General features: G+C 46.3%; 16 protein-coding genes. 8 read left to right on the top strand and 8 right to left on the bottom strand.

The window, feature by feature from the left end; all coding sequences use genetic code 11:
* Nucleotides 1–59: 59 nt before the first annotated feature.
* The 3 genes from WBA89_RS13325 to WBA89_RS13335 form a co-directional block, all read right to left on the bottom strand.
* A complete protein-coding gene (locus tag WBA89_RS13325; RefSeq protein WP_006633075.1) occupies nucleotides 60–581 on the bottom strand; it encodes an NYN domain-containing protein in 522 nt (173 codons plus the stop codon).
* A 313-nt stretch (nucleotides 582–894) separates the two neighbouring features.
* Entirely contained in the window at nucleotides 895–1,539 is a 645-nt protein-coding gene (locus WBA89_RS13330; RefSeq protein WP_194064663.1) for a response regulator transcription factor, read from the bottom strand.
* A gap of 119 nt (nucleotides 1,540–1,658) precedes the next feature.
* Complete coding sequence (locus WBA89_RS13335) at nucleotides 1,659–1,805, bottom strand: hypothetical protein (RefSeq protein ID WP_424407101.1); 147 nt, start codon at nucleotides 1,803–1,805, stop codon at nucleotides 1,659–1,661.
* A gap of 216 nt (nucleotides 1,806–2,021) precedes the next feature.
* On the opposite strand from WBA89_RS13335, the gene WBA89_RS13340 reads away from it, so the two are divergent.
* The gene (locus tag WBA89_RS13340) at nucleotides 2,022–2,180 is read left to right on the top strand and encodes a hypothetical protein (protein ID WP_424407103.1); all 159 of its coding nucleotides are present in this window, start codon (nucleotides 2,022–2,024) and stop codon (nucleotides 2,178–2,180) included.
* 67 nt (nucleotides 2,181–2,247) lie between these two features.
* Here WBA89_RS13340 and WBA89_RS13345 read toward each other — a convergent pair whose 3' ends face one another.
* A complete protein-coding gene (locus WBA89_RS13345) occupies nucleotides 2,248–2,673 on the bottom strand; it encodes a (2Fe-2S) ferredoxin domain-containing protein (RefSeq protein ID WP_424407105.1) in 426 nt (141 codons plus the stop codon).
* A 429-nt stretch (nucleotides 2,674–3,102) separates the two neighbouring features.
* Between WBA89_RS13345 and groES the strand changes: the two genes are divergently transcribed.
* From groES to WBA89_RS13380, 7 genes are all read left to right on the top strand, one after another.
* On the top strand, nucleotides 3,103–3,414 hold the full coding sequence (gene groES, locus WBA89_RS13350) for a co-chaperone GroES (protein ID WP_424407107.1): 312 nt from the start codon (nucleotides 3,103–3,105) through the stop codon (nucleotides 3,412–3,414).
* Nucleotides 3,415–3,559: 145 nt separating this feature from the next.
* Complete coding sequence (groL, locus tag WBA89_RS13355; RefSeq protein WP_424407111.1) at nucleotides 3,560–5,200, top strand: chaperonin GroEL; 1,641 nt, start codon at nucleotides 3,560–3,562, stop codon at nucleotides 5,198–5,200.
* 197 nt (nucleotides 5,201–5,397) lie between these two features.
* On the top strand, nucleotides 5,398–5,733 hold the full coding sequence (locus WBA89_RS13360) for a flavoredoxin (protein WP_424407113.1): 336 nt from the start codon (nucleotides 5,398–5,400) through the stop codon (nucleotides 5,731–5,733).
* A gap of 152 nt (nucleotides 5,734–5,885) precedes the next feature.
* Nucleotides 5,886–6,146: a hypothetical protein gene (locus WBA89_RS13365; RefSeq protein ID WP_194008184.1), complete on the top strand. Its 261-nt coding sequence runs from the start codon at nucleotides 5,886–5,888 to the stop codon at nucleotides 6,144–6,146.
* A gap of 41 nt (nucleotides 6,147–6,187) precedes the next feature.
* Complete coding sequence (locus tag WBA89_RS13370) at nucleotides 6,188–6,496, top strand: hypothetical protein (RefSeq protein ID WP_424407115.1); 309 nt, start codon at nucleotides 6,188–6,190, stop codon at nucleotides 6,494–6,496.
* 602 nt (nucleotides 6,497–7,098) lie between these two features.
* Nucleotides 7,099–7,905, top strand: a complete 807-nt coding sequence (surE, locus tag WBA89_RS13375; RefSeq protein WP_424407117.1) for a 5'/3'-nucleotidase SurE — start codon at nucleotides 7,099–7,101, stop codon at nucleotides 7,903–7,905.
* Between the two features lie 126 nt (nucleotides 7,906–8,031).
* Entirely contained in the window at nucleotides 8,032–8,430 is a 399-nt protein-coding gene (locus tag WBA89_RS13380; protein WP_424407119.1) for a hypothetical protein, read from the top strand.
* Nucleotides 8,431–8,480: 50 nt separating this feature from the next.
* Here the strand turns inward: WBA89_RS13380 and WBA89_RS13385 are convergent, their stop codons facing one another.
* From WBA89_RS13385 to WBA89_RS13400, 4 genes are all read right to left on the bottom strand, one after another.
* On the bottom strand, nucleotides 8,481–8,723 hold the full coding sequence (locus WBA89_RS13385; protein WP_424407121.1) for a hypothetical protein: 243 nt from the start codon (nucleotides 8,721–8,723) through the stop codon (nucleotides 8,481–8,483).
* Between the two features lie 240 nt (nucleotides 8,724–8,963).
* Entirely contained in the window at nucleotides 8,964–10,190 is a 1,227-nt protein-coding gene (locus WBA89_RS13390) for an LL-diaminopimelate aminotransferase (RefSeq protein WP_424407123.1), read from the bottom strand.
* A 238-nt stretch (nucleotides 10,191–10,428) separates the two neighbouring features.
* Entirely contained in the window at nucleotides 10,429–10,752 is a 324-nt protein-coding gene (locus WBA89_RS13395) for a thioredoxin family protein (RefSeq protein WP_424407125.1), read from the bottom strand.
* A 106-nt stretch (nucleotides 10,753–10,858) separates the two neighbouring features.
* The coding region (locus tag WBA89_RS13400; protein WP_424407127.1) for an RNA-guided endonuclease InsQ/TnpB family protein at nucleotides 10,859–11,750 on the bottom strand (892 nt) is incomplete at its 5' end.

Below are 11,750 nucleotides of genomic sequence, written 5' to 3' on the forward strand. Positions count from 1 at the left end.
TGACTAATGACTAATGACTAATGACTAATGACTAATGACTAATGACTAATGACTAATGACTAATAATCCATTTTCTCGATATGTTCCCTAATTTCATTTAAGTCTATATACCTATCTGTAGCATTTCGCAACTCTCTAGCAATCATTCCTTCGGTGGATACCACAGTAATATGAGTATTTTTCGATCGCAGTAGCTCGATCGCCCGCTCAAAATCTCCATCCCCGCTAAACAGCACAACTTGGTCGTATTGATCTACCGTATTAAACATATCAACCACAATCTCTATGTCTAAATTAGCTTTTTGAGAATATCTGCCCGAAGCATCATCATAATATTCCTTAAGAATCTTAGTACGAACCGTGTAACCCAGACTGATCAAAGCATCTCGAAATCCCCTTTGATCTTGCGGGTCTTTCAAACCCGTATACCAGAAAGCATTGATCAAGATGACATTCGGCTGCGATGTTTTGAAATATTCGAGCACCCTGCGAGGATCAAAAAACCAACCGTTCTTTTGTTGAGCGTAGAACATATTGTTCCCGTCCACAAAAATAGAAAGGCGGTTCATTAAGTTTGTCATAGAACTTAGACCTAATAATTGTAGAAAGAAGTTAATCTAAATATCACATTTTAGCAATATGGAGCTAACTGAGGCAATAGATTAAACTTCAGAAAACTCCATCCCCCCAGTATTTCATATTTTCGGCTCTACCGCCAGAGGGTTATTTTAACCCTGCTTGCCTGCGATCGAACTAGACACTGGATAACTAAATACTTAGTAGTCATCGGGGTGTCAAGGTTAATAGAGGTTGAAACTGCTGCCAAGCAGGCATAGGCCCAGCGGATTACAGTACCTTGTACTCCCCTAATTTCATAGCTGAGGGTAGAAGTGCTCAAGCCTTTTTGCTTTCAAGGGCCCAGCGAGCTAATTCTGTTCGGTTGTGCAGACCTGTTTTGCCCAGCATATTGCTGACGTGGCTCTCTATAGTCCGCTGGCTAACATTCATCACGTCTGCGATTTGGCGGTTTGCCATACCCTGCGCTAGCAACTGTACCACCTTTAACTCAGTTGGAGTCAATTCGACATTGCGGCGCGCTTTAATTCTTGGGCCGCTGTCAACACCTGGAGTTGAGTGGCGAATTAAGCGGGATGCTGCTTTCAGAGAAGATTCTACTTGAGCTACCAGTTCTTCGGGTTCAAAAGGCTTGACTATATAAACGTCAGCCCCTGTACTCAAGCCTTTTACTCGATCGGAACTTTGACCTTTTGCGGACAAGAAAAGAACCGGAATCCAGTTCGTGCGCGGGTCTTCTCTGATGTGTTTGACTAAAGTGTACCCGTCCATTTCCGGCATCATCACATCGCAGATGATCAAATCCGGGACTTCTTCTTCGAGTTTTTCTAGGGCGTGTCTGCCGTTTTCTGCTGTGATGACGTTATAGCCCCGAAACTCTAAGTAATCCTTGACTAGCAAGATCAAGTTTGGGTCGTCGTCAACCAGCATCAGCCGTTTTTGGTCTCCTGAATTGTCCTTCATGTTTGTTCCCGCTACAGTACCCCGCACAATTTCTTGTTTTGACTCTTGTTTGTTCTCGTCCCCCGCTGACACCTACCCCCGCTTGACGGCGGATGGCGATCGCGAGTGATGCTGTTGCGCTAAGCCGAAAGCGGGGCGGGTGTTACCGCTTTCTTTCCCAGCGATCGGCGGACTTTGTTTGTAAATGCCTTACCGCTAGGAACAAAGCCAAAACCTATGACGGACGATCGCCCGATTAATCCTGACGATCCGGCTGAAGTTAACAAAAATTATCTTCTGAGCTAACTGCGATCGATCGAGTTGTCGGACTTTGATTTATGGAATAAATCCGCTCGAAGAGCCTGGCGTGAGATATTTAATCTGGAGATGTTCAATTGCAAGTTGATGCCCCGATTTTAATTGTTACTTTATAAATTAGAAAAATGTAAAGACTCCTTACTTACGTATTTAACTATTTCTAGTGTAGTTTGGCAAACTGCCTGATGTCTGCTACTGAAAAACTTTTGGGCAAAATGTCTCCCGATCGAACTATTTCTATTCAGCCTCTTGAAAAAACTCAAGCGACCGGAAACACTACCAGAGACTGGAAAAGAAAGTACAGTTGTTTGCTCGCGATCGCTGCACGGCCCAGGGCGATCTGAGCTTCACATCCTTAAACTTAGCACCTTGCTTGTAACGCCGTGCTTTTTGACGCCGTGCTACATACATTCAAATGCCTGGTTTTCCCCGATCGGGCTGCGACAAAGGATGAGTTAAAAAAGCGTATTCTTCAACGACCTGCTGCCCGATCAGATGTTCCTGAATAATTCTCTCAATGACGGGGGGCGTAACGTCGCGGTACCACACTCCGTCTGGATAGACTACCATAATCGGGCCTGACGCGCACACTCGCAGGCAATTGGCTTTAGTCCGAAAAATGCAGTTGGGCCGATCGGCACTTGGCTTGTCGAGCCCCAATTCTTGCAAGCGTTTTTTTAAGTAATTCCACGCTACCAGACTGGTTTCTCGATCGCAGCACTTAGGCACCGTTTGGTCGGCACAGATAAAAATATGTCGGTCGATTCGATCGATTCCCAGGCTTTTGACACAAGCTCTCAAGCCTTTGCTGCAAGATTCATCCTGATTTTCTGTCATTATATTCACTCGTCAACAGTAATTTTTTGACCGTCGAAAGCCATCACCTCATCACCCCATCACCAAATCTCCCATAAGCTGTAATGCATTTAAATTGTATATTTCGACGATCGATCAAAAATCTTCTCCCCATCTCCCCATCTCCCCCTCTCCCCATCTCCCCCTCTCCCCATCTCCCACTCTCCCCATCTCCCCCCCTCTCTCCCCATCTCTCCCCATCTCCCACTCTCCCCCCCTCTCTCCCCATCTCCCACTCAATCTCGGTTCGGGAACCCGTACAGACAGACAAGTTGCGATCGCCCCTAACTAAAGCTAAATTAGCACTCAGGAGTCGAGAGTGCTAATATGTCAGTAGCAAGCAGTCGGCAGTTGCTTTCATAGCGACCCGGCAGGCTAAATGACTAGGATCTGTAATCTGGAGATTTATTTATGGCAGCAGTATCACTGAGTGTTTCTACCGTTAAACCATTAGGCGAGCGCGTGTTCGTAAAAGTAAGCGCTAGCGAAGAAAAAACCGCAGGCGGCATCCTTTTGCCCGACACAGCTAAGGAAAAGCCCCAAGTAGGCGAAGTCTCGGCCGTGGGCCCCGGCAAGCGCAACGACGACGGCAAGCGCGTTGAAATGGAAGTCAAAGTCGGCGACAAAGTTCTCTACTCGAAGTATGCCGGCACCGACATCAAACTCGGCACCGACGAATACGTCTTGTTGGCCGAAAAAGACATTCTGGCGATCGTCAATTAATTAGTCATCAGTCATTAGTCATCAGTCATTAGTTCGATCGCGAATACCGCCAAACAACTAATGACAAAGGACAAATGACAGACATACTTCACCGCGATCCAAAATCCTTCCCTTCAAAATCTCAAACCAAAAATCCCCAAAAACTATGGCTAAGCGTATTATCTACAACGAAAATGCACGTCGCGCCCTCGAACGCGGTATGGACATTTTGGCCGAAGCAGTGGCCGTCACCCTCGGCCCCAAAGGCCGTAACGTAGTTCTCGAAAAGAAATTCGGAGCTCCTCAAATCGTCAATGACGGCGTTACCATCGCCAAAGAAATCGAACTAGAAGACCACGTAGAAAATACAGGCGTTGCCTTGATCCGTCAAGCAGCATCCAAAACCAACGACGCAGCAGGCGACGGCACCACAACAGCTACCGTTCTAGCTCACGCAATGGTCAAAGAAGGCCTGCGGAACGTCGCAGCCGGCGCAAATGCGATCGCCCTCAAGCGCGGTGTTGACAAAGCAACCGGCTATTTGGTCGAACAAATTGCCAAACACGCCAAACAAGTAGAAGATTCCAAAGCCATCGCTCAAGTCGGTTCCATCTCCGCAGGTAACGACGATGAAGTCGGGCAAATGATTGCCAACGCTATGGACAAAGTGGGCAAGGAAGGCGTGATTTCCCTGGAAGAAGGGAAGTCTATGACCACCGAACTCGAAATCACCGAAGGGATGCGCTTCGACAAAGGCTACATTTCTCCCTACTTCGTCACCGACGCCGAACGGATGGAAGCGATTCTAGAAGAACCCTTCATCCTGCTGACAGACAAGAAAATCGGCTTGGTACAAGACTTAGTACCCGTACTCGAACAAGTAGCGCGTTCGGGCCGCCCGCTGGTAATCATTGCTGAAGACATTGAGAAAGAAGCTTTGGCTACCCTAGTCGTCAACAAGCTGCGCGGCGTACTCAACGTGACTGCTGTCAAAGCACCGGGTTTTGGCGATCGGCGCAAAGCCATGTTAGAAGATATCGCAGTCCTGACCGGCGGTCAACTGATTACCGAAGACGCAGGTTTGAAACTCGAAAGCACCAAGCTGGATATGCTGGGCAAATCCCGCCGCATCACCATCACCAAAGACAGCACCACAATTGTTGCCGAAGGTAACGAAGCCGCCGTCAAGTCCCGCTGCGAACAAATTCGCCGTCAAATGGACGAAACCGAATCTTCCTACGACAAAGAAAAGCTGCAAGAACGTTTGGCTAAATTGGCCGGCGGCGTCGCAGTCATCAAAGTCGGCGCGGCTACCGAAACCGAAATGAAGGATCGCAAACTGCGTTTGGAAGATGCCATCAACGCCACCAAAGCTGCTGTCGAAGAAGGCATTGTCCCCGGCGGCGGTACAACTTTGGCTCACCTGACTCCTCAATTGGAAGAGTGGGCTAATAGCAATCTCAAGGGCGAAGAATTGACCGGTGCTTTGATTGTGGCACGGGCTTTGGCTGCTCCCCTGAAGCGGATTGCTGAAAACGCTGGTTTGAACGGCGCTGTCATTGCTGAGCGCGTCAAAGAAAAGCCTTTTAACGTCGGTTTCAACGCAGCGACAAATGAGTTTGTCGATATGTTTGAAGCTGGTATCGTTGACCCCGCGAAGGTAACTCGTTCTGCCCTGCAAAATGCCGCATCTATTGCTGGCATGGTGCTGACAACCGAGTGCATCGTCGTTGACAAGCCTGAGCCGAAGGATGGCGCTCCTGCTGGCGCTGGCGGCGGCATGGGCGGCGGCGACTTCGATTACTAAGTCGATAGTCGATCGTTTGATGGGGCGGGCTTTAGGGCCTGCCCTGTTATTTTGGGAAGTGCTTTTACTGTAGGCATAATTTTAACTCTGAAGCGAAATTAACTAAACGCACAATCTCTAAGGCCCCCGTGCCTCTGTACTCAGCAAGGTTATACCCAAAAACCTAACCCTGCGTAACAAATTTCCAAGGAGTAAAAATGCCTAAAACAGTAGAGATAATTCCCAACGAAGCCTTAGTAGTTCGTGGTGGTCTTAATCGTCCAGAAAATATTAGACTTACCACAGGAACTCACCCCAGTGGCACCACGGGAATTTCTGTGGAATGTGCAGTAGAATTGTCTGTAGCAGAATTAGCATTAGCAATCCCTCACGGACAAGTGGGTGTTACCACAGTGGCTAAAGTTCGCTCGGAAGGTGGAGATGTCATCCGTACTTCTGGCAGAAGTTTAAATCATGCAACTCTCGCTGGCTTAACACCAGAAAAAGCAAGTCTTCTGCTGACACCAACGATCCCTAACCCATCTAGGACTTAGGCAACTAGCAAATAGAGTAAGGGTGCGTCAGACGCTAAAACCCTGGTTATATTAATCGATCACTTCGTCTGACGCACCCTACAAGCTCATCTATATGAGTCAGTTGCATAAATCCCCCCATAAAAAAAATCATCTTAAGTGTAGTAATAAATATGAGTTATCCCAGAATCTTTGCAGACTTTCATAATGCTGATGAACAGAGTCGCCTTCGTCTGAATTGTGTTGGTACAATTGAAGATTTAAGTCGCCAAAATATTAAATTGCAAAATGGTCAATTGCTCACCCTCTATAGCGAAGAATTAGAAGTGGATGGCGTGGTGCAATATTCTGAAGAGGAAAGTCTTTGGGTTGCAGCAATTGATTGGGAGCAAATTAGACAAGTAGAGGATATGCTTCTTCAAGCAACCGTCTAGTTAGGGATTGCTAAATATTCGTCCTTGGAAATGGAAATAATATGAATCTATCATTTAAAGATTTAAGATTTATTATAAAAGCCATTGAACATCAAATAAATGCCTATAAAGAACGTTTTCAAGTAATTGAAGATGTAGATGAGGATGAGGCTGCCGATCTAGGGAACGATATTAAATTTTTAGAGCTTCTGCACGCAGACATGACGACAACTTTAGAGCATAATAATTCATTCAATTTTTTAAGTTCAGATGATACTTTTTCGCCAGTTTGGCAAGATAATTATTCAGAAGTTTCCAAAGACTTATCTTTTCAAAAAATTAGTGCAATTAACGCTGAAGTTGTAACTTAGCGAGCGACTATTCCTAGTAGAGGCGATTACCGCATCTGTGCGTCAGGAAGTCACTATCAGCCAATAATCAGCTAATTACAGGAGCTTGAGAAGTTTGTAGTGATAATATAAGCTGTCGCGCAAATAAACATTGCATATTCAGGGCCCGCTCTCCTGCCCACCCCACAATAGCTTTATTGTTTTTTGACATACAGTATAAATGCAGAACAGCTTACTGAGAATGATTGAGTAGCAGAAACTGCTCCGCGCTCCCTAGGGCAAAAATCTACAATAAAAAGCGGGATTTGTTGCCATTATTGAAAACCTTACTAGACAAGGGTTAACGGAAGTCAAACATTTTCCGAGCCAGAAAGCGGCCCAAAACCTCTCCGGACAAGGCTCGATCGACCGATCGCCAAAAAATGGCTGCAACTATCGGTAAATACTGAATTCAGGCAAATACGAGATCGAAGTCTCTTGCTGTCTGGGTTTGAATACTTTTTCGTCTCTGTTTTTGCTTGAGTCCCGTTAAACCATTGCCGGCAGAATTGATGTTGAAAGGTCGATCGACCGCCCTACTTGAATCTAGTTTAAGATTGTTCTCAGGCCTGTAAAAAATTTCAATGAAACTTTTAATTAGCAACGACGACGGCATCTTTGCCCAAGGCATCCGCAGCCTCGCCAACGCTCTCGCCACCGCCGGCCACGAAGTGAGCGTAGTTTGTCCCGACAGAGAGCGCTCCGCTACGGGCCACGGCCTCACCATGCACCAACCCATCCGCGCCGAAATTATCGAATCTGTTTTTGAACCCGCAGTCACAGCTTGGGCTTGTTCGGGCACTCCCGCCGACTGCGTGAAATTAGGTTTGTGGGCTTTACTTGACAAACCGCCGGATTTTGTGCTTTCCGGTGTCAACCACGGGCCGAACTTAGGCACGGACATCATCTGTTCTGGTACGGTTTCGGCAGCAATGGAAGGAATCATGGAAGGCATTCCCAGCATTGCTTTCAGCCTCGCCAGCTATACTTCGCAGGAATTTGGGCCGGCGGTGGATTTTGCTGTCACCCTGCTGGGACAGTTGGAAAAACAGCCAATGCTCAAACCGACGCTGTTGAATGTCAACATACCAGCGGTGACACAAGCAGAAATTACCGGAGTTACGATCGCCCGTCAAGGCATTCGCCGCTATTTCGACATATTTCAAAAGCGCACAGATCCGCGCGGCAAAACTTATTATTGGCTGGCTGGGGAATTGTTAGAAGATGTGGAAGAAACCTGCGATCCGTCAGTGCCTCATGATATTCCTACAGACGTACAAGCTATTCGCGACAACAGAATAAGCCTGACTCCGCTGCAATACAATCTCACCTGTGCTGCTGACTTGCACTCGTTGCGGGATTGGCAATTTGAAGGTTTTTTCAAGCAGTGAGCTCCGATCGACCAGATCGCCGCTGTAAACTAGGAATTAAGGATAAAGTGCCTGTAAAGGTTTATGCCTTTGGCGTTACACAAGCTCTCAATTGGTTGTTGTTTTTTTTACTCCAGAAAAACAGTTATGAACGCTCCCACCTATAACACCCATTCTGTCACTTGCCCGATTTGCAACCGTTCCAGCGTCCTCGGCCCCGTTGGAATGGTCAGCGGACTGTTCACTTGTCCCCACTGCCATTCCCACATGGTAATTAGCTGGAGCGGTCATTTTGTCCGCGATCCTTTTAGTATCAAACAACTGACGGTAGGAAAAATGATCAGGCGTCAGAGCCGGCCCCTAGCTCGCCTCCAGCGAGACTTTGGGTTCGGCAAGCATTTTCCGCTGCTGGCAATTTTGGGAAGCGCGGTATTTTTGGGATGCGCGATCGCAGCTACGGAACAATCGCTGCCCAGACAAAATTCATTTCAAGGATTTTTAGAATGGGTCAGCGGAACTGGCAATTCCCAAGATGTCTCGCGTTAACATTTCTAAACATAGATTTTGACATATCTTGTATGAAAATATCTATTTCTTTAGGTAGAAATAACGACAGAAGACTTGCGGATTTCGAGTCGAAACCGGGTTTCTGATGGTTGTGGCGGGCTGTAACCTGTGTATTTTGTGAAAAACCCGGTTTGCGATCGCCCTTGCGTAAGTGAGAGTAGTGAAAAATTATACCAATTTTCAAAAGTAGCCATACTTTTAAGAATTGGTATAATTTCCAAAAAAGCCGATCGCAAAACCGCAGATGTAATATCAATTGCGGTTGCACTCATATATGACTGTTGACTGTTGACTGTTGACTGTTGACTGTTGACTGTTGACTGTTGACTGTTAACTGTTGACTGTTAAGTTAAGAGGGCGGGCACTCTTGGCACCGCCCCTACTGACTGTTGACTGTTGACTGTTGACTTGATTTGATTATTCCGATGCAACCGGAAACAATATAAGGCAGATGCCATGCCGATAAACGCAGATTATTTGGCCAAAACAGAGCGATTGAATGCAGCGCAACTCTAATTGAGAAATTCCGCAATTTTGCTCGCTGCAACTGTTAAAATTTCGGGCGGCTCGACTAAGGCAAATCGCACGTAGCCTTCTCCTGATTTCCCGAAACCGGCACCGGGGGAAGCTGCGACTCCTGTACTCTCTACTAGCTGAGTGCAAAATTTGATGGAATCAGATGTCCAAGGTTGGGGCAGTTTCGCCCATACGTACATGGTGGCGGGGGGGACGGGTACTTCCCAGCCGATGTTTTGTAGGGCGCTTACAAAGCTGTCCCGCCGTTTTTTGAAGGTTTCTACACTGCTTCTGACGGTATCTTGAGGGCCTGTTAATGCGGAGACCGCTCCGTTCAAAATTCCTAAATATTGGTTGAAGTCTACTGCGGCTTTGATCTGTCGCAGGGCTGCAATTAGCTGGGAGTTGCCGATCGCGTATCCGACTCGAAAACCCCCCATGCTGTAGGATTTAGATAGTGTAAAAAACTCGATCGCCACACTCTTATCTCGATCGGCTTGAAAAATTGACGGTGCCATCAATTTACGGTTTTTCTCGATATCCTCCGAGGCTGCGCGCGCACCATCCACCGCCCCTGCGGCATTGTCAAACACCAAATCCACATAGGGGAAATCGTGTACTAAAACGAGATCGTGTTGGCGACAAAAAGCCACGGCTTTCTCAAAAAAAGCCAGCGGGGCGATCGCAGTTGTAGGATTGTGAGGATAGCTCAAAACCATCATCTTCGACTGAGCCAGCACCGGCATCGGAATATCTTCAAAAACCGGCAAAAACTGATTTTCTGCTAATATTGGCATCGGATAAATTTGACCGCCCGCCAAATACACGCCGCCCGCGTGGGAAGGATAACCCGGATCGAGCAACAAAGCAAAATCTCCGGGGTTCATTACAGCTAAAGGCATATGCGCCGTGCCTTCTTGGGAGCCAATTAACGGCAGCACTTCTGTTTCTGGATTAACTGAAATCCCAAATTTTTGTTCGTACCAGCCAGCTACTGCTTCCCGGAAATTTCGCGTCCCGTTAAACAGTAAGTAGCCGTGGGTGCTAGGATCGGATAGGGAATGGGCGATCGCATCTGTAATATGAGCCGCCGCAGGCAAATCAGAAGAACCCAGAGACAAATCTATCACATTTTTTCCCGCTGCTCTAGCGAGAGATTTTGCCCGATCCATATCGGCAAATACATTAAATTGCAGGGATTCTAAACGTTTGGCAAATTGCATACTTTTTGTGAATGGTTGAGGATATTATTGAATGTTTTTATAATTTTTGAACTATTCTATTTGTTGAAATTGCATTTTAATTTGCTTGCGAACAAGATTTTTTTTGACTTACCGCAGAGAGCGCAGAGGGCGCTGAGTTTGAGAGGAGTATTGAGGATAAAATAGAGATGTTCAAAAATATTTGTGCTTGCTATAGTTGTGAGTTGGGAGTTGCCAACTCCCGAATCGTTTCCCAACTTTATAAGTGACCTTCGAGCAAACCGATCAGAGTTTGTTTGGTAATAGCTCCCTCATGGGAAAGCACTACTTCGCCATTTTTAAACAATCTAAGTGCTGGGACTCCTTCGACTTTATACTGCTTGACAGTATTAGGATTGGGGTCAATTTCCATCTTAACCACTTTCAGGTCGCTGTAGTTTGCCGCTACCCAGTCTATCGAAGGCGCGATCAGTTTGCAAGGCCCGCACCAACTCGCCCAAAAATAGGCAAGCACTGGTTGCTCTCCTTTCAGCACTTCTGTTTCAAACTTTTCGTCGTTAATGACAATTACACTGTTGCTCATGGTTCTGCGATTAATTTTGCTATTTATTTCTCAAGCACCTACGGGCTTGAAACTTGCACCAACTTTGAAGACAGCCCCAAAAACTGTTAGTGAACGAACCTGACGGTCAGCGGAGTACCGCCCAACCGCAGGCTTCTATTTCCCTTTGTGCAAGGGCTTTTTTGAGTGACGGAGTTCCCCCGCCACTTTCATGACTCAGGCCAATCTTTTTGATAAGTTTAGCCGAGTTTTCGTCTCGATCTAAAGACTCTCCGCACCGACAAGAATGCCACCTTTCTGCCAATTCTTTCGGTACTTTGTTGAGGCAATTCCAGCAATACTGAGAAGTTCCCTTGGGATCGACGAACAAAACGTTTTTACCCAATTTCCAAGCAACATACTTGAGAATATTGGCAAATTGGCCGTGAGCAGCATCAAGCATTGATTTATTCAAGCCACTTTTAGCTGCCTGACCGTTTGGCAAATAAACCAAACTACCATTCTCAACATCAGTCTTAGGCTTGGCGCGTCTAGTCAAATTCTTGACGCTCAAATCTTCAACAACTAAAACATCACATTTGCTCAACAAATCCTGTGCCATTTTGAATTGAAAATCTAATCTAGCCCTAGCTACGAACTGATGGAATCTGGAAATCTTGTCCTTGATAATTTTCCAAGGCTTAGAACCCTTGATTCTACTAGCTAACTTCCCTTGAAGTCTTGCAAGTTTTTCGGCAGAATTCCTCAATAATCTAGGATTTTCAACTCTTTCGCCATTAGAAAAATAGACGTAATTAGTAATTCCCAAGTCAATACCAAGAGTATTTTTATCGGTCGGTTGAATCTCTACAGCCGTCACGGGAACCGTTTTATCTTCTAGCGTCAAGGCAAGATACCACCCATCCGCTTCTCTGATGACCGTCCCCGTCTTAACCTTAAATCCTGTTGCTATTGGGCGATGGAATACTATGGGCACTTGACCTATTTTTGCAAGGTTAATACAAATCCTATTTTGCTCG

The organism is Microcoleus sp. (assembly GCF_049646505.1).
GTDB lineage: Bacteria > Cyanobacteriota > Cyanobacteriia > Cyanobacteriales > Microcoleaceae > Microcoleus.

What these genes read in the sequence shown, in the direction of transcription:
- groES (WP_424407107.1), top strand. Translation starts at nt 3,103, where the DNA reads ATGGCAGCAGTATCACTGAGTGTTTCTACCGTTAAACCATTAGGCGAG.
- WBA89_RS13395 (WP_424407125.1), bottom strand. Translation starts at nt 10,752, where the DNA reads ATGAGCAACAGTGTAATTGTCATTAACGACGAAAAGTTTGAAACAGAA.
- WBA89_RS13345 (WP_424407105.1), bottom strand. Translation starts at nt 2,673, where the DNA reads ATGACAGAAAATCAGGATGAATCTTGCAGCAAAGGCTTGAGAGCTTGT.
- WBA89_RS13370 (WP_424407115.1), top strand. Translation starts at nt 6,188, where the DNA reads ATGAATCTATCATTTAAAGATTTAAGATTTATTATAAAAGCCATTGAA.
- WBA89_RS13380 (WP_424407119.1), top strand. Translation starts at nt 8,032, where the DNA reads ATGAACGCTCCCACCTATAACACCCATTCTGTCACTTGCCCGATTTGC.
- WBA89_RS13360 (WP_424407113.1), top strand. Translation starts at nt 5,398, where the DNA reads ATGCCTAAAACAGTAGAGATAATTCCCAACGAAGCCTTAGTAGTTCGT.
- WBA89_RS13325 (WP_006633075.1), bottom strand. Translation starts at nt 581, where the DNA reads ATGACAAACTTAATGAACCGCCTTTCTATTTTTGTGGACGGGAACAAT.
- WBA89_RS13390 (WP_424407123.1), bottom strand. Translation starts at nt 10,190, where the DNA reads ATGCAATTTGCCAAACGTTTAGAATCCCTGCAATTTAATGTATTTGCC.
- groL (WP_424407111.1), top strand. Translation starts at nt 3,560, where the DNA reads ATGGCTAAGCGTATTATCTACAACGAAAATGCACGTCGCGCCCTCGAA.
- WBA89_RS13385 (WP_424407121.1), bottom strand. Translation starts at nt 8,723, where the DNA reads ATGAGTGCAACCGCAATTGATATTACATCTGCGGTTTTGCGATCGGCT.
- WBA89_RS13340 (WP_424407103.1), top strand. Translation starts at nt 2,022, where the DNA reads ATGTCTGCTACTGAAAAACTTTTGGGCAAAATGTCTCCCGATCGAACT.
- WBA89_RS13330 (WP_194064663.1), bottom strand. Translation starts at nt 1,539, where the DNA reads ATGAAGGACAATTCAGGAGACCAAAAACGGCTGATGCTGGTTGACGAC.
- surE (WP_424407117.1), top strand. Translation starts at nt 7,099, where the DNA reads ATGAAACTTTTAATTAGCAACGACGACGGCATCTTTGCCCAAGGCATC.
- WBA89_RS13365 (WP_194008184.1), top strand. Translation starts at nt 5,886, where the DNA reads ATGAGTTATCCCAGAATCTTTGCAGACTTTCATAATGCTGATGAACAG.